The sequence below is a fragment of the Chitinophaga niastensis genome (genome assembly GCF_003014755.1).
Taxonomy (GTDB): domain Bacteria; phylum Bacteroidota; class Bacteroidia; order Chitinophagales; family Chitinophagaceae; genus Chitinophaga; species Chitinophaga niastensis.
The window spans coordinates 157,954-176,545 of record NZ_PYAW01000005.1 but is presented as its reverse complement, the minus strand read 5'-3'; the positions used below and the strand labels follow the sequence as shown (position 1 = coordinate 176,545).

At 43.7% G+C, this 18,592-nt stretch carries 13 protein-coding genes; 4 read left to right on the top strand and 9 right to left on the bottom strand.

Annotation, left to right across the window (positions count from 1 at the left end; genetic code table 11):
* Positions 1-119: 119 nt before the first annotated feature.
* From CLV51_RS21775 to CLV51_RS21765, 3 genes are read right to left on the bottom strand one after another with little or no spacing between them, the layout of a single operon-like run.
* Positions 120-2,402, bottom strand: a complete 2,283-nt coding sequence (locus CLV51_RS21775) for a glycoside hydrolase family 20 protein (protein ID WP_106530206.1) — start codon at positions 2,400-2,402, stop codon at positions 120-122.
* A gap of 2 nt (positions 2,403-2,404) precedes the next feature.
* Positions 2,405-3,964, bottom strand: coding sequence for a SusD/RagB family nutrient-binding outer membrane lipoprotein (locus CLV51_RS21770; RefSeq protein WP_106530205.1), 1,560 nt, complete (start codon positions 3,962-3,964; stop codon positions 2,405-2,407).
* 24 nt (positions 3,965-3,988) lie between these two features.
* On the bottom strand, positions 3,989-7,228 hold the full coding sequence (locus tag CLV51_RS21765; protein WP_211302080.1) for a SusC/RagA family TonB-linked outer membrane protein: 3,240 nt from the start codon (positions 7,226-7,228) through the stop codon (positions 3,989-3,991).
* Between the two features lie 298 nt (positions 7,229-7,526).
* On the opposite strand from CLV51_RS21765, the gene CLV51_RS21760 reads away from it, so the two are divergent.
* Both CLV51_RS21760 and CLV51_RS21755 read left to right on the top strand, forming a co-directional pair.
* Complete coding sequence (locus tag CLV51_RS21760; RefSeq protein ID WP_106530204.1) at positions 7,527-8,312, top strand: DeoR/GlpR family DNA-binding transcription regulator; 786 nt, start codon at positions 7,527-7,529, stop codon at positions 8,310-8,312.
* 178 nt (positions 8,313-8,490) lie between these two features.
* Positions 8,491-9,576, top strand: coding sequence for a YXWGXW repeat-containing protein (locus tag CLV51_RS21755; protein WP_106530203.1), 1,086 nt, complete (start codon positions 8,491-8,493; stop codon positions 9,574-9,576).
* 15 nt (positions 9,577-9,591) lie between these two features.
* Here CLV51_RS21755 and CLV51_RS21750 read toward each other — a convergent pair whose 3' ends face one another.
* Together CLV51_RS21750 and CLV51_RS21745 are read right to left on the bottom strand one after the other, a co-directional pair.
* On the bottom strand, positions 9,592-9,801 hold the full coding sequence (locus CLV51_RS21750) for a hypothetical protein (RefSeq protein ID WP_106530202.1): 210 nt from the start codon (positions 9,799-9,801) through the stop codon (positions 9,592-9,594).
* A gap of 19 nt (positions 9,802-9,820) precedes the next feature.
* Positions 9,821-10,318, bottom strand: coding sequence for a hypothetical protein (locus tag CLV51_RS21745; protein WP_106530201.1), 498 nt, complete (start codon positions 10,316-10,318; stop codon positions 9,821-9,823).
* Positions 10,319-10,465: 147 nt separating this feature from the next.
* Here CLV51_RS21745 and CLV51_RS21740 point away from each other — a divergent pair, with 147 nt between their 5' ends.
* Together CLV51_RS21740 and CLV51_RS21735 are read left to right on the top strand one after the other, a co-directional pair.
* Positions 10,466-11,440, top strand: coding sequence for a GlxA family transcriptional regulator (locus CLV51_RS21740; RefSeq protein ID WP_106530200.1), 975 nt, complete (start codon positions 10,466-10,468; stop codon positions 11,438-11,440).
* A gap of 52 nt (positions 11,441-11,492) precedes the next feature.
* On the top strand, positions 11,493-12,059 hold the full coding sequence (locus CLV51_RS21735; protein WP_106530199.1) for a hypothetical protein: 567 nt from the start codon (positions 11,493-11,495) through the stop codon (positions 12,057-12,059).
* Between the two features lie 50 nt (positions 12,060-12,109).
* Here CLV51_RS21735 and CLV51_RS21730 read toward each other — a convergent pair whose 3' ends face one another.
* From CLV51_RS21730 to CLV51_RS21715, 4 genes are all read right to left on the bottom strand, one after another.
* Positions 12,110-14,485, bottom strand: coding sequence for an ABC transporter permease (locus CLV51_RS21730; RefSeq protein WP_106530198.1), 2,376 nt, complete (start codon positions 14,483-14,485; stop codon positions 12,110-12,112).
* 207 nt (positions 14,486-14,692) lie between these two features.
* Positions 14,693-15,364: a M24 family metallopeptidase gene (locus tag CLV51_RS21725; protein ID WP_106530197.1), complete on the bottom strand. Its 672-nt coding sequence runs from the start codon at positions 15,362-15,364 to the stop codon at positions 14,693-14,695.
* A 178-nt stretch (positions 15,365-15,542) separates the two neighbouring features.
* Positions 15,543-16,124 carry a methyltransferase family protein gene (locus tag CLV51_RS21720; RefSeq protein ID WP_106530196.1) on the bottom strand — a complete coding sequence of 194 codons (582 nt, stop codon included), beginning with the start codon at positions 16,122-16,124 and terminating at the stop codon, positions 15,543-15,545.
* A 147-nt stretch (positions 16,125-16,271) separates the two neighbouring features.
* Positions 16,272-18,479, bottom strand: coding sequence for a glycosyl hydrolase family 8 (locus tag CLV51_RS21715; RefSeq protein WP_106530195.1), 2,208 nt, complete (start codon positions 18,477-18,479; stop codon positions 16,272-16,274).
* Positions 18,480-18,592 lie beyond the last annotated feature (113 nt).

The following is an 18,592-nucleotide window of genomic DNA, read 5'->3' as shown; positions in this document are numbered from 1 at the left end:
AAGGATTTTTCCAGCTGTTAGCGATTAGCTTTTAGCTTTTAGTTAAATGCATCGGATATTGTGCAAAACATAACCTTCGATGCATTTAACTAAAAGCTAATCGCTAACAGCTAACACCTCTAATTAACAATGATCTCGTCTACCATCAGTAAACTATTTCCACCTGCGCCATATTCCCCTGCGGAAATAATACCTTTGTTGCGGGCTACTATCCTGATATATCTCACTTTCGCCTGCTTAACAAACAACCTTATTTTATTGATGCCATTGACCGGGAAAGTGTTGACGGTGGCCAACGAGGTATAATTAACCCCATCAGAAGATCCTTCAAATGACAATGACGTGGGCGCCCACATTTTTTGCCAGTGATAATTAAGGATATTGGCGCCAACCTGTTGTATTGCCTGTACTGTGCCCAGATCTATCACCGCATTCAGGTCACACTTACTGAAACCCAGCCACTGCCCGTCGTTGTAGCGGTTAGTTGCTTCCACACCGTTCACCAGTTTTATCGCATCACCGGCATATTTTGTGTTGGCTGCCTGTTGTAAAGTAATGGCAGCACCTGTTGCTTTATTTATCCCGAATGATTGTTGAAATATCCGGCCAACGGGTTTCCCCCGCTCATACAACATTGCCTTTACCGTACTGTTTTTTGAGAGAGATATATTGTTTTTGTAAATTTTGCTTTCCCCATTGGGTATGCTGCCATCAGTTGTATAACGGATGGCGCCTGTTTGTAAGGCCGTATGCAAGGAAATAATGAGCCTTCCTTTTGTAGTGCTGTCCAGCGTATAATTGATTCCCTCAAAATTATTAGCCGCATGGATGCGCAATTTTTTCAGCAGCGGTTGCTGTGCTTTCAGTCGTTGCGTAAAATTGTTATAATCCCTTACTCCCTGCGGCGACCAGGCTCTTTCTGCCATTGCCGGTAAGCGCGGGAAAATCATGTATTGGGCCTGATCCGTTGTGTTCAGGTATTCACTCCATGCCTGTCCCTGTATGCCGGAGATGTACGGCAACAATGCGGTATCTCCTGCTGTCTGTAACGGATCATATCCGTATACTTCATCCAGCGGGGTGTATCCGCCGGCAGCTACTTTTTCTTCCGGATACAACGATTGATAATGATCAAAATACAGTTCCTCTTCAGGGGTCATGATTACATGGTGGTGTTGCTTTGCAGCTGAAATGGCGCCTTCCACACCCCTCCAGCTCATCACCGTAGCTCCCGGCGCCAGGCCACCTTCCAGTATTTCATCCCAGCCTATTAATTTGCGTCCTTTGCTGTGGATGTAGTCACTGATGCGACGTATAAAATAACTTTGCAGGGCTGCTTCATCCGGCAGGTGCTGGTCCTTTATGCGTTGCTGACAGGCAGCACAATGTGCCCATCGCACCTTCGGACATTCATCACCACCTATATGGATATACGTAGATGGAAACAAGGCCATCACTTCATCCAGCACATCCTGTAAAAAGATAAATGTACTGTCGTTGCCGGCGCAAAATACATCGTCAAATATACCCCAGAACTGCGCCGTTTTGTAAGGCCCTTTTGTACAGCCCAATGCCGGGTAAGCCGTGAGGGCAGCCAATGCGTGGCCGGGCATTTCTATCTCCGGAATTACATTAATATGTCGGGCAGCAGCATATGCCACTACTGTTTTTATCTCTTCCTGCGTGTAAAAACCGCCGCATTTTTTTCCGTCAAAACGGTGTGGCTGTTCTTTCTTATGACCAATCAATGTCTGATCCCGCCATGCAGCTACGCTTTGCAGGGCCGGATACTTTTTTATTTCTATGCGCCATCCCTGATCATCTGTTAAATGCCAGTGAAAATTATTGATCTTGTATAACGCCAGCTGGTCAATAAACTGTTTGATAAAATCTACTGAAAAAAAATGACGGCTCACATCCAGGTGCATGCCCCTGTAAGCAAAGCGGGGGTAATCCGCAATATCAGCGCCCTGCACTGCCAGTATTTTTGGCGTTACGGGGTGCCATAACTGTCTGATCGTTTCAATGCCATGCACAATACCAGCTGCATCGTGCGCCGTAACGGAGACCCGGTTCTTTGTTACCTGTAATAAATATCCTTCGGCCGATTTACTTAACGAAGTATCAATATGCAATACCATCTGTGCGTTGCCTGTTTCCGTAACAAATGGCAATACCCTGCCGGTTTCCTGGCGGATATACTCATTCAGCAGGGCAGCTTCTTTTTGCAGGATAAGATCTGTTAGTATAACCGTATGCGCGGTGATAAAAAAAGTATCTGTACTATAAGCAGCTTTTACAGGCAAAGGAATTAAGGCTGCCTGTGGGGCAGCCTGTTTCCTTTGTGCCAACAGGCAGTTATGAAAAGCAATCAATAATGATAACAGCAGTATCTTTTTCATAATTATTTATCCCACCACATCCTGGTTGTTAATAAATCCGGACCTTGTCTGGCTACTGCGGCATTGTAATTTACCCCGTTGATCCCCTGCTCCACCTGGGAGTAAGGCAAACGGCGCGGAATAGTACCGCCGGTAGCATTTCCATTGTAATTTACCGGCGTGAGCAGCGGATAACCGGTACGTCTCCAGTTAGCATAAGCTTCCTGTTCATCCAGTAATAATGCTACCCAGAACTGGGTATGTATCTGGTTCATCTGTGCATCAAAAGAACCGGTTGTATTCAGTGCATTATCTGTTACATATTTGTCGATTTTATCTGCTGCAATCACGCCACCGGGGCCAAACAAAGCCCAGTTACGCAGTGCGGCGGTTACACCGTCTTTATACAGCTGTACTTTATCGCCGCTGCTCCATCCACGCAGCGCTGCCTCACTCAGGAGCAGGTTTGTTTCTGCATTGGTGAGCAACAATAATGGTGCAGCATATTGTAAGATAGTAGCCGGATTGGGTTCTGAATAAGTTACAAAATTTGCAGTACGTACATCTGTACCATTAGGCATGCCTTTTTGAATAGCAGCAGTGGTGTCGGGCACATTGTTGTTCCATACAACCGATACCACACCTAAGCGGGGATCGTTATGTGTTTGCAGAAAATCAATAAATGTTTTACTGTATTTACCCCATTCTGTATTTTTTGCACCATTGGCACCAGGTACATACTCCTGTCCCACCAGTTCAAAAGCCACCGGGTTATCATTGTATGTTTGCGGACCATTGGTGTATCTGATTACCGCATTATCTGCCGCATTTAATATTACACCGCCAGCAATGGCTTTCTGCACCCAGTCTTTAGCACTAACGTTGCCACCGGTTACTTTGGTGGTACGCATGGCTATTCTCAGCATCAGCGAATAGGCAAACTTTTTCCATTGTACAATATCTCCCTTATATAACAGATCAGCTGCTGCAAAGGTAGGTTTGGTATTATCGAAAGCCTTGATGGCTTCGTCCAGCTCGTTCAGCATGGCAGCATAAATATCTGCCTGTGGATCATACTTAGGCAGATATACACCTGACTTTCCGGCTAAGGCATCTGAGTAAGGTACATCACCATACAGGTCTGTTATACGCTGCATGAGCAATACTTTCCAGATACGGGCGGCAGACAGCTTGTTGACGTTATCCGCTGCTTTTTCCGGCACCTTTGCTGCTGTAATAATTTCACCAAGGGTGAGGATCGCATTGGTATAGATATAACGATAATAAAAGCCCTGGTAGAAATCATTTACCCCATATTTATCACCGGCGCCAGCGCCGGAAATTTCTTTGGCAGTAGAAAAATGCTGAATGAAGTTACCGCAGCTGAGATAGGAAGTGTAAAAATAGGCGCGGTCATACACCAGGTTGCCTTTCAGCAGACTTTGTGTAAACATAAAATCTACGTTAGGCATGATGGAAGCATTCGGATTTACATTGAGTGCTTCAAAACCCTTATCACAAGAGGACAAGCCCAGTATTGCCCCTAAAATTATTATGAATTTATATTTAGCAAATCGTTGCATGTGCTTACTATTTAAAAGAATGAACTAAAGTTTTACCATCAGGTTTACACCATAACTTCTTGTGCGTGGTACGCCAAACATTTCAAAGCCTTGTGCATTGGAGTTACTGAATGTAGATTCCGGATCAATATTGGGCGCATTCTTATAGAGGATGAACAGGTTTCTCGCTACAAATGATACAGACATAGCCTGCAATTTTGTAAACGCAATGGCTTTTGTTGGAATGTTATAACTCAGTACTACCTGTCTTAATTTTATAAAGCTGGCATCGTATACAAATTTCTCAGAAAGATTTTTGTAATTATCATAATACCCTTGCAGTCCTGTAGTATAGGTAAACGTTTTGGTAAATGGCTTACCATCGGCATCCACACCATTCACGGTTAATCCGTTGTCCCTGCCTGGCAAAGTCAGTTTGTTCAAGCCAAAGCGGGTGGCGTAGAGGTTAGTAGCGGAATATACGTGACCACCAAATTTACCATCTATCAGAAAACTGAAGTTAAATTGTTTGTACCGGAAACTGTTGGTGATACCGCCTGAGAAAGGAGAAACGCCCGTGCCCAGATCAGTGAGTGCGGTTTTCATTTCATACCCGGTAGCTTTATCGTATACCGTGTTACCGGCTGCATCTTTTTTCACTTTAAAGCCTTTGATGGTGCTGTATGGCTTACCAACTTCTGCAAAGATGTAGGCATAACTATTTACGCTCACGTCCAGCTGCAGACTGTTGATACCATTGGTCAGCTTCAGTACTTCATTTTTATTGTAAGCCATGTTGTAGCTCACATCCCATGAAAAATCCTTTCTTTTAACGGGTGTACCGGAGAGTAATACTTCAATTCCTTTATTACTCATTTCACCTACGTTCAGCAAAACAAAGTTGTAGCCGGAACCGGGAGAAATAGCTGCCTGCATGATATCGTTGGAAGTTCTGCGGTTATATACTGTAACGTCTGCAGACAACCGGTTATTGAGAAAGCGGCCTTCCACACCTGCTTCAAAGGTGGTGGACACCAGTGGTTTCAGATCCGGGTTAGGTGCCTGTAGCAGTCCTGAGCTGGTACCGTTGGTTTGTGTAGGTGTTTGCAATGGCAATCCAAAATGTCCGCCTCCTGTTACTAAATTATAAGTTTGATACAACGCATATGGTTGCGGGGTAGCACCGCCTACCTGTGCCCAGGAAGTTCTTATTTTAGCATAATTGACCCAGGAAGGCATTTTCATTGCTTCAGATAAAAGGAAGCTGGCACCTACAGAAGGATAAAAAATATTATTATTTTTAGGAGATAAGGTAGAGAACCAGTCATTGCGGCCGGTGGCAGTGATAAATAACAGATCCCTGAACGACAGATCTACTGAGCCGAATAAGGAATTGGTAGCCTGGCGTAAGTTTACATTGTAAGTGCTTAAGCTCACTACATTGGATGGATCATAGAAACCAGGATCAAAAAAACTGGTACCGTCCATATTCACCGCATCTGATTTTGATTTCCTTTGATTACCGCCGGCCATTGCTGTTAATGCAAAATCGCGGCTTAATTTCCCCTGGTAATTCACGGTCAGTTCACCGTTTGTTTCTGTGCTGGCAGTATTATATTGCTGGAAGAAACCTTTGGGTGCATAAGCAGTACCGGTAGGTACAACACCTGTGTAGCCGATGTTCAGATAATCATGATTCACACGGCTGCGTACAAACAGGTTATCCAGCAGGTTATATTTGACGCTTACATTACCAATGAAACGTTTACGGTCATCATTGTTTTTAAAACGGTTCACTACAAAATATGGGTTGCTGGCAAAGCCGGAAGGATTCCAGGACACCTCGTTACCTTTGCTGTCATACCCCGGATCCAGGTTGCGGATATCTACAGTATTTGCGAGCATATAAGTACCCCAGTTAACGTTACCTGGTGCATCCGATACCCCGCTTCTGTTGTTTGCTTTCTCAATATTGTATTGCGCGTATCCTTCTACGGTGAGCCGCTTGCTCAGATTGGATACTACACTTAAGGAGGCTATTTTTTTATTCAGTTGCTGATTAGGTACCAGTCCGTGGTTGTTCATGTCTGACAACGAAACACGGTAGGCAGCAATTTCTGAACCGCCGGAAAACGCTACTGTATTGGTAAAGGTGCTGCCCGTGTTATAAAAGTTTTTGATGTTGTTTTTCTGTGCAGTATACGGACGACTCACGCCATCAAACTGGATCACATTGCTGCCATCCATTTTTGGTCCCCAGGAAAGTCTTCCTGCAGCAACAGCTTCGTCTTTTGTGGTGGGTTTTGCACCGTTCACACCGGAGCCATATTCATATTGCCAGTCCGGAATAATGGACGGTGTTTCTACTGTAAAGGTGGAGTTATAATCTACGCCGATGCCTTTTTGTTTCGTTCCTTTTTTGGTAGTGATGAGGATCACACCATTAGAGGCACGTGCACCGTATAACGCAGCAGCAGGGCCGCCTTTCAGTACCGTAATGGTTTCAATATCATCCGGATTGATACCGGCAATACCATCACCCCGATCACTGTTTAACCCGATGGCACCGTTGCCGCTGGCAGGTGTGCTTTGCGTGGTGTTGTCGATGGGCATCCCGTTAATCACGTACAGGGGTTGGTTATCGCCATTCAGGGAGCCGTTGCCGCGGATAATAACGCGACTGGAGCTACCAGGGCCACCAGCCAGACTGGAAGCATTAACGCCGGCAATTTTACCGGTTAATGCATCTGCCACGTTGATTTCGCGGGCCTGTGTAAACTCGCCTCCTTTTACTTCCGTTACCGCGTAGGCCAGGGCTTTTTTATCTTTCTTAATGCCCAGCGCAGTTACCACCAGCTCGCCGAGCGCTTTGGAAGCCACTTCCAGCTGAACGGTGATTTGTGTTTGTCCGGCTGCCACTTTTACTTCTTTTTTCTCATAGCCGATATAAGTGATGAGTAGAACGATATCTGCCTGGTGTGTACCAGGAATTTTTACGGTGAACTTTCCTTCTGCATCGGTCATGGCGCCAACGCCTTTGGCCGACAAGAGAGAGATCGTAGCTCCAATAGCTTTTTGACCATCAGCAGTGGTAACGGTTCCTGAAATCTGTGATGGATGGTTGGCAGGTGTTTGAGCATAACTTCCGATACAAAACAATAAGCCTATTACAGGTAGGAATAGTTTTGAGAAAGCAGCCACTTTTATGATATTTTTCATCATTGTGGTTTGGTTGATAAATTCTTCAAATAATGCGGAATACAGATCTAAAAATAGGTATTTCATTTATTATTGCAAATTATTTGCAAATAATAATTGCAAAATATGCACATCAATCATTGCTATTAATTTTATAAAATATTGATTAATAATATTTTATATTGTTTATTTAGATACCCACATTATTGCAGAAAAATTATTTATCCTGATAAAAGTGCAAAATTGTCTGCGATCGCATATTTTTGTCGTACCATTTATAACCTATATAGCTATAACCTCATCAGGGTATGTAAAGAGAAGAGATACTTTTTTGCAAATTCTGAGATTTTTAACTATCATCACCCTTTGAATTATTTCACACGCTATGGATAGTATTAACACACAAGATCAGTTGCCTCCGGTTTCACTCACTAAAAAAGCAAGGAAACAATTAATTATTCAACAGGTGAATATCCATACTCGTATTACCTACAGCGAACTGGTAAGTCTTATTAATGTTTCTGAAGACACCATCCGCAGGGATGTGAATGAACTCGCAGAGGACGGAGAAGTAGTGAAGATCAAAGGCGGCGCTATGTCCATCGCCTATCATTACGGACATGAATCGCAAACCTACGCACAAAACAACAAGCTGGTAATTGCTGAAAAAACGTTGCAGTTATTACATGATGATATCATTGTACTGATTGGCGGAGGCACCACCATACGGGAATTTATTAAAAAGATACCCACTACCCTGCGTGCCACTTTCCTCACTGTAAATGTGCTGTCGGCAGTGGAACTACTAGACAAACCCATGATCAAAACCATTGTGATAGGCGGACAGATATCGGCTTACAGCCAGATGACCGTGAGCGGGGAAGTATTTGAATATCTCTCCAACATTAAAGCAGACCTCTGCATCATTGGCACCAATGCTATTGACCCGGCCAACGGCTTAACGGATGCCGACTGGGAAACCATCCAGGTGAAAAAAGCCATGATAAAAGCGGCCGACAAAGTAGCCATCCTGGCCATCTCTGAAAAACTGAATTCTTCTATGAAGATGAAAATTGCAGACCTGCAGGATATTCACTACCTGATCACCGAACTGCCGGCCGGCAGCGCGGAACTACAACCTTATAAAGCAAAAAATCTCACTATCCTTTAAAACAGTTTCTCCTTTTGCGTTCATCATTTTTCTGATTGTGAACCGGCTTTCTCAGCTGGCCTTCGTATATACGTATACGTTAGTAATCACCCAAAACACAAATTGTTAATCCTTCTCCCCTCCTTTAAACTTCCCTTTTCTCACATAGTCATAGCTAGGAGTATTAAATACAGATGCTATGAAAAATTTTGTTAAATCTGCGCTGCTGTTATGCCTTATTTTCTTTGCAGCGTCAAAAATATACGCACAGGTAAGTATAGGCGTATCTATCAGAATAGCTCCTCCGCCATTGCCGGTGTATACACAGCCAGCCTGTCCGTATGATGGATATATCTGGACACCCGGCTACTGGGCTTATGGACCGGATGGCTACTATTGGGTTCCCGGAGTATGGATAGCTCCACCACGGCCAGGCATACTGTGGACGCCAGGTTACTGGGGATTTGCAGGTGGTATCTACGGATGGCACGCGGGCTATTGGGGGCCGCATATCGGTTTCTACGGCGGTGTAAATTATGGCTATGGTTATGGTGGTTGTGGATATTCAGGCGGAATGTGGCAGGGCAATTCTTTTCACTACAATACTGCCGTAACAAATGTTAATACTACTATCGTACATAATACCTACGTTAATAATACAGTCATTAACAATAATACAAACGTGGTAAACAACCGCAGCAGTTTCAACGGAGAAGGAGGTATTACAGCACGGCCAACCCGGGTGGAAGAGGCAGCCACAAGAGATCAGCACGTAACAGCAACTTCCGCGCAGCTTTCTCATGAGCAAACTGCAAGTCACGACCGTGGTCAGCTGGCCGCAGTAAATAACGGGCGTCCGGCCACTGCAGCGATGAATACCGTAAATGATCATCGTCCTAACCAACAGGCGCGTATCAGTGGCAATAATGGTCAGGCAACATCATCACATCAGCCTGCCAGGGCAACACTCAATCCTGCAAGACAGGTGACTAACGGACAACATATTTCTACTGATAATAACAGGCAGGCAAATAACAAGCTGGTAGCTACACGTGCACCGCAGCAAACATCACAACAAATGCAGATGCACCAACAGCAGCGCACACCGCAACAGATGCAAATGCATCCGCAGCATATGCAACAACAGCAAATGCAGATGCGTCCGCCACAACGTATGCAGCAACCTCCGCAACAACAACGTATGCAACAGCGCGTGCAGGAACGTTCGCAGCCACGTGGAAATCCTCATCAGAATGAAGGCCCTCGTGAAGGCCGGCACAGATAAGCAGCTAATGGTTTTTTATGCCAGCATATGACATAAAAAACCATTTTCATTTACCAACATCATCACTTTCTCCGGTATAAAGTCCTCCCCTTCCACTCTCAACACTCTATCGCAATCATCCAGGTCAAAATTAATTTTGCTTTTGGGAAAATTCTGAAGCAGCAAGGTTACCAACTTTTTCGCCTGAGCGACACGTTGCACATCTGTTTTAAATACCTCTATCATTGAGCAATTAATATGGGGGTTACGGCATATAATTCATTGCTGGGTATCCTAAAAGTCTGCGCCATAAAGCAATCTGACCAATACAATTTGCTTCACGATAAACAAGGAAGCTAATGTAATCGTAATAAGACATAGACATTTCCGGAATCTCCAGCCGTTTATCCAGCTGCTCATCAGTTACCGTCAGCAGCGCTGTTCTTAGAGGAGGGGTAACAATTTCCCAGTCTTTTTTAAAGCTTTCCAGCGATGGATAAGTAACATCATCCTGAATCCCTTTGTGCATTTTAAATAGTTCGTCTGCAGCTTGTTTTAAAGGAATACCTAAAAAGCCGGCAACTTCACATCTTCCCTGAACAAGGCTACCAGTAAGCCATGCAACGTGATTCGCTTTTGTATTCAATCGATTTTGTGCATCTTTTTCCGAAAAGCCATCCACTACTTTCGGTAAAAAACTAGTATGCATATCAAATAATGTAATGATAGCTAACATTCTGTTACTAGCGGTTTTTGTTTCCATAACTTTTATTTTTGGGTATTATATTACAGGTTTAACAGGTATCTAAGGTAAACGATAATCCGGACTCAGAAGGGTGCCTTAAAAGTCAATCTTAGGGGGCATTTACGACAAATGCCTTATGTTTGAGAATATTTAATTGCAAACCATATGTTACAGATAGGTATTTTACTTCCCAGACAATATAAATTACTAAGTCTGGCCGCCATACTGGATGTTTTTGAAACTGTAAATAAAATTTATAACCAAAAGGATCAGCTGGCCCCTTTTGAAATCACACTGCTTTATGCAACAAAGACTACATCAGCAATGGAAGATGCACTCTTTGGTTATCCAACGAAATCAATCAGCGATAACGCTGCACTGAATCTGATTTTAGTACCCTCCTTTACCACAGATAATCTCCGGGAAGCTGTAGAAGAAAATCATGAATACCTGCCCTGGCTTAATCAGCAATACCACACCGGCGCAGAAATAGCCAGTTTTTGTACCGGCGCTTTCTTATTAGGCGCATCGGGATTGCTCGACGGTAAAATAGCCACCACACATGTAGATGCCTGCAAGGAATTTGCTGCCGCTTTTCCCGCGGTAAATCTCTGTCCGGATAAAACGGTTACCCGTGATGGAAGAATGTATACCAGTGGTGGCGCTACTTCCACCTTTCATTTATTGCTGCATCTGCTGGAAATACATTGCGGAATAGCAATCGCTGTGAGGGCAGCGAAAATATTTGCTATAGATATGGGCAGAGATAAACAAGCCTACTTCAGCACATTTCAGCCTTCCCGCAACCACCATGACGACCTCGTAGCGACTGCACAACAAAAGATAGAAACCAGTTATCACGACACCGGAACCATTGAGGAAATGATCAAAGATATCCCCTCCAGCCGAAGAAATATTGTGAGAAGATTTAAACTGGTAACAGGTATCACCCCTATCGAATACCTGCAACAAACCCGTATTGAAGCGGCTAAGAAACTACTGGAACAAACAGGGCAACAAATGAATGAAATCATCTTCCATTCAGGATATAACGACCCTAAAGCTTTTAGAAAAATATTCAGAAAAACAGTGGGCATGACACCATCAGAATACAGGGAAAAGTTTAATGTGATAAAATGATGGTTCTTCCGCTCAGATCTGTTTCCCATTTAATCATAAATTCCATACCGCTATGCCCAAACTATTATTGATTACAATACCCCTGATACTCTTACTGGCATCAGTTTTCAACGTTCGTACTACTACACTCCCTGTTCACATTACAGGACATATCAGAAACAACCCCAAAGATACAAGTGCCTACATCATCAGCTTAAACATATTTGTAAAAGGTAACGACAAAGTTTTAGCCAGGGCTATAACAGATGCCCATGGCGATTTTAATTTAACATTTGTTCCGCGACATGAAAAGAGTTTTGATTTCTTTTGTGCCGGCATAGGCATTGATACAATATTACTTGCATCGGTAACATCATTTGAAAGCGACACACCTGACCTTACTTTGCTAATTCCGGCAGACATCCACGAAGATAGCTTACAGCAGGTTATATGCCTTAAATGCCATAAAGCCGATAAGGTTTATAAAATCGCCTATGGAAATGGACTACCACTGGTCAGGACTATTTCTCCTTCCGGGAAAGTTACTTATTCAAACATTGTTGGCAACCAATATAATGCAGAAACCTGCATTGGGGGAATTGCCCGATATTATTGCGACAGGGATAAATTAAAGTTCTGATCTAAGAAATATTCCCGGAGCCATTCATTTCTTTGTAATTGATAACTATTCTATTCTCCCCTCAAACTCTTCGTAGGGTTCATCAGTGCTGCTTTAATGGATTGATAACTTATCGTTAATAAAGTCATCAACAACGCGCCGAAACCCGCCATTACAAATACCCATCCGGAAAGACCTGTACGGTACTGATAGTTTTTCAACCAGTTAAACATAAAATAGTAAGCCAGTGGCGATGCAATAAGCAGTGCAATGATGACCAGCATCACAAAGTCTTTTGACAACAATCCCAATACATCCACAACGGATGCACCCAGCACTTTGCGAACACCAATTTCTTTGGTGCGCTGCTCTGCTATGAATGATGCAAGACCAAATACCCCCAGGCAGGAAATGAAGATCGCCAGTATCGCAAATACTGTTACCAGCTTGCTGATACGTTCTTCATCAGAAAATTTCCTGGCATATTCTTCATCTGTAAATTTATAATCAAAAGGACCTCCCGGGTTAAATTTCTTAAACACCGGTTCTATCCTGGAAAGCGCCTCACGTATGGGAATGGTTGGTTTTATACAAACAGCGAGTGCATTAAACGGGCTATATTTCAGCAAAAAGATAGTTGGCTGTACAGGCCTGTAAGGTGATTCCATCACCATATCCTCCACTGTTCCTGTAATGACGTGGTTCTCGCCGCCAAAGCTTATTGTTTCGCCTACCGGATGCTTGAAGCCTGTAAGCTTTACAGCTGCTTCATTTAATATAAGCGAACCGGAATCCGTTGCATAACTTCTTGAAAAATCACGGCCTTCTTTTATGTGCCAGTTGAGTGTATTACCGTAGTCGTGTGTAACCTCCACTAATCCGATCATTGGTGTAGCACCAGGGTTTTTACCTTTCCAGTTAAATTCGGTGTTATTCACCGGCGCTTCCGTGGATTGAGTGGATGATTTGGTCATATTTGTTACTACACCCGTTTCTATCAATTCATTCCTTAAAGCATTATAGGAAGCACCAAAAATTTCCGGGGTATTCATTGTCACTGTAATAAGCCTTTCACGTGTGTAACCAACGGGGCGTTTTTTGGCATATTGTATTTGCTGATATACAACAACAGTTCCTATGATCAAAACAATGGATACCGTGAACTGCACCACCATCAGCACTTTACGTGGCAGCGACGCAAAACGTCCCATCCTGAAACTACCTTTTAATACTTTAACAGGAAGGAAAGCTGATAAATAAAAAGCCGGATAGCTGCCGGAAATAAAGCCGGTAAAAAGCGTGAAGCCAATCAGTAATACCCAAAGCAAAGGCTGGGCAAAAGGAACAGACATTTGTTTTTCTGTTAGCCTGTTGAAGAAAGGCAGCGACACCTGCGCGATCACAATAGCCAGCATAAAAGCCAGAAACGCTAACAGCAGTGATTCACTAAGAAACTGTCCGATCAATTGCCCACGCAATGAACCCATTGCTCTGCGTATACCTACTTCTTTCGCCCGCTTCTCACTCCTGGCGGTAGACAAATTCATAAAGTTGATACAGGCCAACAACAGCACCAGTGCACCTATGGCGCCAAAGAGCCAGATAAGCCTGATACGGCCGCCAGCCACTTTCCCATTTTTAAACTCGCTGTATAAATGCCACTTGTTCATCGGATGCAGCAGTATTTCTTCATTACCACCCTTCACATGAGGCTGGACTATATGCTTAATTTTTTCGTTTATTTTATTGATGTCGGCATGATCATTCAACTGTACGTATAGCTTCATGTAGCGGCCGTCCCATTGTGTCTGGGCATCATTCAGCCATTGCATTATACCCAGCGCCTTGTTCCAGGAGAGGATAAGTTTTGTGCTGTAAAAAGTAGTGTTTTGTGGAAGATCTTCATACACACCGCCCACTTGCACCGTTTCCATATTATCCAGCCTGATTGTTTTATTCAACGGGTCTGCATCACCAAACAATGCCCTGGCGAGTGATTGGGTGATCAGTACGGAGGAAGGATCTTTCAAGGCATCTCTTTTGCCCTTCAACATTTTTAAAGTCAACATTTCAGGAAGATCAGGCTGCGCCCATATACCAGACGCTGAAAGCTTTTTATCACTAACAGCCAGTGTATGTGTAAAGTTGGGAAAAACAAGTGCCACCCGCTTAAAGTCTGCTGCATATTTACTGCGCAGCTCCGCTGCCAATGGGATGGCGATCGCTTCATTGGTATTGATTTCACCATTGATAGTCTGGGCATCCATTACCTGTGCCACGCTGTTATGTTCCTGATGATATCTGTTGAAAGAAAGTTCATCCCATATCCACAAACCTATCAACAGTGCTACTGTCATGCCTGCGGCCAGTCCAATAATATTTATAGCAGAATATCCTTTGTTAATAAACAGGTGGCGCCACGCAATTTTGAAATGATTCCTAAACATGCATCTATTTTTATCAGTTATTTACAACTGTTTCTTCTTGTCGAAATATATCTCTTAAAAATAATACCAGAAGATAAATAATTAATAATTACATGTTTACATATTATAATTACGTTTAAATTGTTCGATTTCGATACAGTAGATGACCGATTTCGTTTTACTGATATCCGGCTACCTGTTTATTAAATAATCCGTTTATCTGCTTCCTCATGTCAACAACTGCTCAAAGAAGCCACCTATTTGTTTCTCTGCATCTATAAAATGGATTTCCAGAATCCACTCTCTCGGCTGACCATTTTTATCTGTTGTGAACATGTCCTGGTGATTGTCAGGATGTACATATAGGTCCTGTGTACCTGGCACTAACCTTTCATGAGGGAATTGCCCGATAATATGACCGGCAATTTCTCCGCCAAAAGTCCAGCCATACTGACGGGCTAACTCCACGGTATAATGATACAATTGAGCACCGGTAAGCTGTTCCTGTTTTCCGAACCAGTCTTTGGTTTCCTGCCACGCGGATTCGATATCGTTTTTTAGTTTATGTTTTAGTGGATCATTCCCTATTACGTATGTTCTGCCAAAATCGGCTTCCCAGTCTTCAAAAACAGGTCCGAAATCGATGAAAAGAATATCATCTTCCCGGATGATCAGGTCAGGTGGATTTTCATTGTAGGGATGTAGTGTGTTAGGGCCTGTTCTGACAATCCTTTTATGCCAGTACTTTTCAATGCCATACAGCTCCTTAGCCAGGTTGAAAATTTCTGTATTCAGTTGCTTTTCAGATTTACCTGCTGTTATTAATCCGCGGGCTTCAATTGTATTAAATAACAGCAGCGCCTTTTCTTCCGCTTCTATTAATTGTGCTTTGATCGTCATTATCCTGTGGTTTTTATACACACAAAAATAATAGTCATTTTTAACTTAAAAGTTATCATAGCACAACAAATAATTTTACCGGATCCTGATCATGGAAATGGGGGTCCGCAAAAATACCTGCCTCCTATAAAAATGATCAAAGGTATTGGAAAGAATGATCCCCGATGATTATTTATAGCTACCATATAAATGGGATCAGCTTACGCGTATGCTGTTGGTAAGTTGCATAGCTATCCGGGAAAACATTGCTTAATAATATTTCCTCATCACTGATCTTCATACATAACCCTAATGTATACACGCAGCTTATCACGATACCGGGTAAGCTGCCCGTCACCAGGCAGGTACCTGCCACCGCGCAGATAAATCCTGTATAAATGGGATGTCTGACTAATCTGTAAGGGCCTTTAATAACCAGTTCATGGTCTTTTTTTGCCGTTACGCCCCCACTCCAGTTCCACCCCAAAACAATGCGCGACCAGATACAGATACCTACACCGGCAGCACAAAGTAACGCGCCCACTGATTGCAGGGCCGCGTAAGGCGGAATGATACGGAACACGAAACGATTGGTGACAAAGAAAGGCAAATAAAGCAGCGAAAAGATAATAAGATAACCGAGAAAGCCCATATTACGCTGACGGAATGTTCTTGTACTGACATTCTCTTTTGTCTCGTTACGCAGCAGGAGCCAGCAAGCTGCAAATAAGGTCCAACAAATGATAGTGCTCCAAACAAAAATGTTGATGTTACCGGTCATATTGGGAAATGGTTGAATACCTGAGATGAGTACTGCTATAAAGATAATGAATTGTAGTTCATTTTCCGGGGGCCACTTTATAACAAACGAAATGAAGATTTTCTTTCAGCAGAAAATCTTCATTTCGCTTTCTTTTACCTGCTATATTTATTCACGCACGATCCGCTTTGTAATCACTGATCCTTGCTGTACCAATTTGATGATATAGATGCCTGACGGATGTTTTTCACCATTAAATATTACTTTTTGTGTGCCGGCCGGGAGGAAACCGTTAGCCAATATTGCTACGGGCTGACCGGCTACATTAAATACAGTCAGGTTTGTTAGCCCGGCTTTTTTGATTTGCCAGGTGATAGTTACGTTACCACTAAACGGATTAGGAAACGCATCTACCTGAAGCTGGCTTTCTTTTGGTGGGGCATCATTTACTGCTGTGAAAGCAGCCGTTGCAAATTTTGCAACCGCAGTTTTTATCTTCACTTCTGCATAACTGTTCCAGGCGTTTACGTTATTGCCGTGCCCTACTATTCGTATATACTTTGCCGTTACTGCAGTAAAGTTAAATGATTCAAAAGCCAGGGAGGTGCCGCTGCTATGCAAACCGGAAGCGGTGGTGGTCCAGTTAACCCCATCGTTGCCGGTGAGTATGTCGAAAGCAGCCTTGCGGGTATCCCCTTTATAGAAGGCGATGTCTACGCCTGTTACTGATTGCGCGGTACCCAAACAGAATTGTATCCACTGTCCGTCGCCGGTGGCAGACCAGCGCGTATTGAGGTCATTATCGATGGCATTAGCTGCGATGTTGCCATCATCACTACTTGCTTTTGCCGGATCACAGCCAGCAGTTGCTGTAACGGTTACATTCACCACCGAAGAAGTAGTGGCGCCGTTGCTATTGTCTGTTGCCCTGGCAGTAATGGACCAGGTACCTGCTGCTACGTTGCTCCAGGTATACGTGTAAGGACTGCTGGTGGCTTCTCCCAGCTTGCCGGTGCCGTTGAAGAATTCCACTTTACTGATGGTGCCGTCGCTGTCCGTTGCATTGGCAGTAATGGTGATGCTGGCGGGTGCAGGGAAGGTGGCATTGTTTACCGGAGCGGTAATACTAACTACCGGCGGTATGTTAGCAGGCCCGCTGTTGCCGGGTATCCACCAGTTACCAGAAATAAACAGCTGGCATAAGAGGCTGTAAGAGTCACTGAAATAGCCTGTCTTGGCTGTTTTAAGAAAATTCCAGCCGCTGTTGAGAAATGCCTGGTTGTTGCTGCTGATAACGGATGCTGCTACGAAAGGTGCTACAAATACGCCTTCAGGGTCAGTACCGCTCACTGTACCGTTGAGTTTATAACCATCTTTTATTTGGGAAGGATCTCCGCCTGTTTTTGTTTTGATCCAGTTCACCAGTTTGTTGGAGATGTTATATGCGTTGGCGTTGCCATACATGGCATAATCCATCACGATCCGCAAAGGTACACGGCAGGCGTTATAATTATATTCATCTGTTGGCGGATATTCATTCAGGAAATTTTTAGGCGCCGGTTCCGGTGGATTTTTCACTACAAAATCGGAGATCAGGCCGGTAGCAGGAGAATAGGCAGTGCTGAACTGTGCATACACCGTATACAGGCTATTGATAACGTTGTTCCAGGTAGCATCATTTGTTTCCTGGTAGAAAGCCCGCATATGATCCATCATCCAGTCGGAAGGCCGCGTATTGAGCGCCGTTTTGGTGTCCCAGTCGCCCAGGTTAAGGCGATTGCTGCTGGTAACGTAGGCGGCTTTAAGACCACTTGTAATCATCTTTTTAGCTTCGCTGAGATAATTAATGTTACCGGAAGAACCCCATTGGTAGTGCGCCAGAATAAGTGAGTAGGCGATGTCCATATCACCGTCGGTAGCTGAATCAAAATGGCCCTGCGCACCTTTGGCATCGGCTACCACCCAGCCCATCAGGTTACTGTTTACCGAACTGTGGTAAGCACGGAATGTTTTGTACAAGCCATCAAAAATAGTTTGTGCATTGGGATCATGACCAGCCATCAGTGCAGTGATCACCATACCATAGCCATGCCCTTCCGAGGAACCAAGCGGCTTATAACCATCCGCGCTACCGGTGATATCGCCTTTTACATAATAGCCTCCGGGTAAAGATGCCAGGTTATTTTTCAGGTACCGGGATTTCCAGTAGTCGTAATAACTGGCTACACTGGCATTCATAGCCGATTGTGTAACATTGTTAGGCTTAATACAGTTAGGATAACTGATCGCCTGGGGGAAAGGTTTGTTTTGCGCCTGTACCAATAAGCCGGTAATGCTCAACAGGTAAACAAGCAGTAATGAATAACGATACATCATACAGGTTTGGGTTTTAGGGTGATAGTTGTTGAGGAAAAGGGTTTTTAAATGCTACGTGTATGTTATGGGAACTTATAGGTTATTCAATCGATTGCATAATTCATCAAAATACT

Bases quoted from the DNA above. Each gene is read 5' to 3' on its own strand.
- CLV51_RS21745 (WP_106530201.1), bottom strand. From the start codon at position 10,318: ATGGAAACAAAAACCGCTAGTAACAGAATGTTAGCTATCATTACATTA.
- CLV51_RS21775 (WP_106530206.1), bottom strand. From the start codon at position 2,402: ATGAAAAAGATACTGCTGTTATCATTATTGATTGCTTTTCATAACTGC.
- CLV51_RS21740 (WP_106530200.1), top strand. From the start codon at position 10,466: ATGTTACAGATAGGTATTTTACTTCCCAGACAATATAAATTACTAAGT.
- CLV51_RS21725 (WP_106530197.1), bottom strand. From the start codon at position 15,364: ATGACGATCAAAGCACAATTAATAGAAGCGGAAGAAAAGGCGCTGCTG.
- CLV51_RS21715 (WP_106530195.1), bottom strand. From the start codon at position 18,479: ATGATGTATCGTTATTCATTACTGCTTGTTTACCTGTTGAGCATTACC.
- CLV51_RS21750 (WP_106530202.1), bottom strand. From the start codon at position 9,801: ATGATAGAGGTATTTAAAACAGATGTGCAACGTGTCGCTCAGGCGAAA.
- CLV51_RS21735 (WP_106530199.1), top strand. From the start codon at position 11,493: ATGCCCAAACTATTATTGATTACAATACCCCTGATACTCTTACTGGCA.
- CLV51_RS21730 (WP_106530198.1), bottom strand. From the start codon at position 14,485: ATGTTTAGGAATCATTTCAAAATTGCGTGGCGCCACCTGTTTATTAAC.
- CLV51_RS21765 (WP_211302080.1), bottom strand. From the start codon at position 7,228: ATGAAATACCTATTTTTAGATCTGTATTCCGCATTATTTGAAGAATTT.
- CLV51_RS21720 (WP_106530196.1), bottom strand. From the start codon at position 16,124: ATGACCGGTAACATCAACATTTTTGTTTGGAGCACTATCATTTGTTGG.
- CLV51_RS21755 (WP_106530203.1), top strand. From the start codon at position 8,491: ATGAAAAATTTTGTTAAATCTGCGCTGCTGTTATGCCTTATTTTCTTT.
- CLV51_RS21760 (WP_106530204.1), top strand. From the start codon at position 7,527: ATGGATAGTATTAACACACAAGATCAGTTGCCTCCGGTTTCACTCACT.
- CLV51_RS21770 (WP_106530205.1), bottom strand. From the start codon at position 3,964: ATGCAACGATTTGCTAAATATAAATTCATAATAATTTTAGGGGCAATA.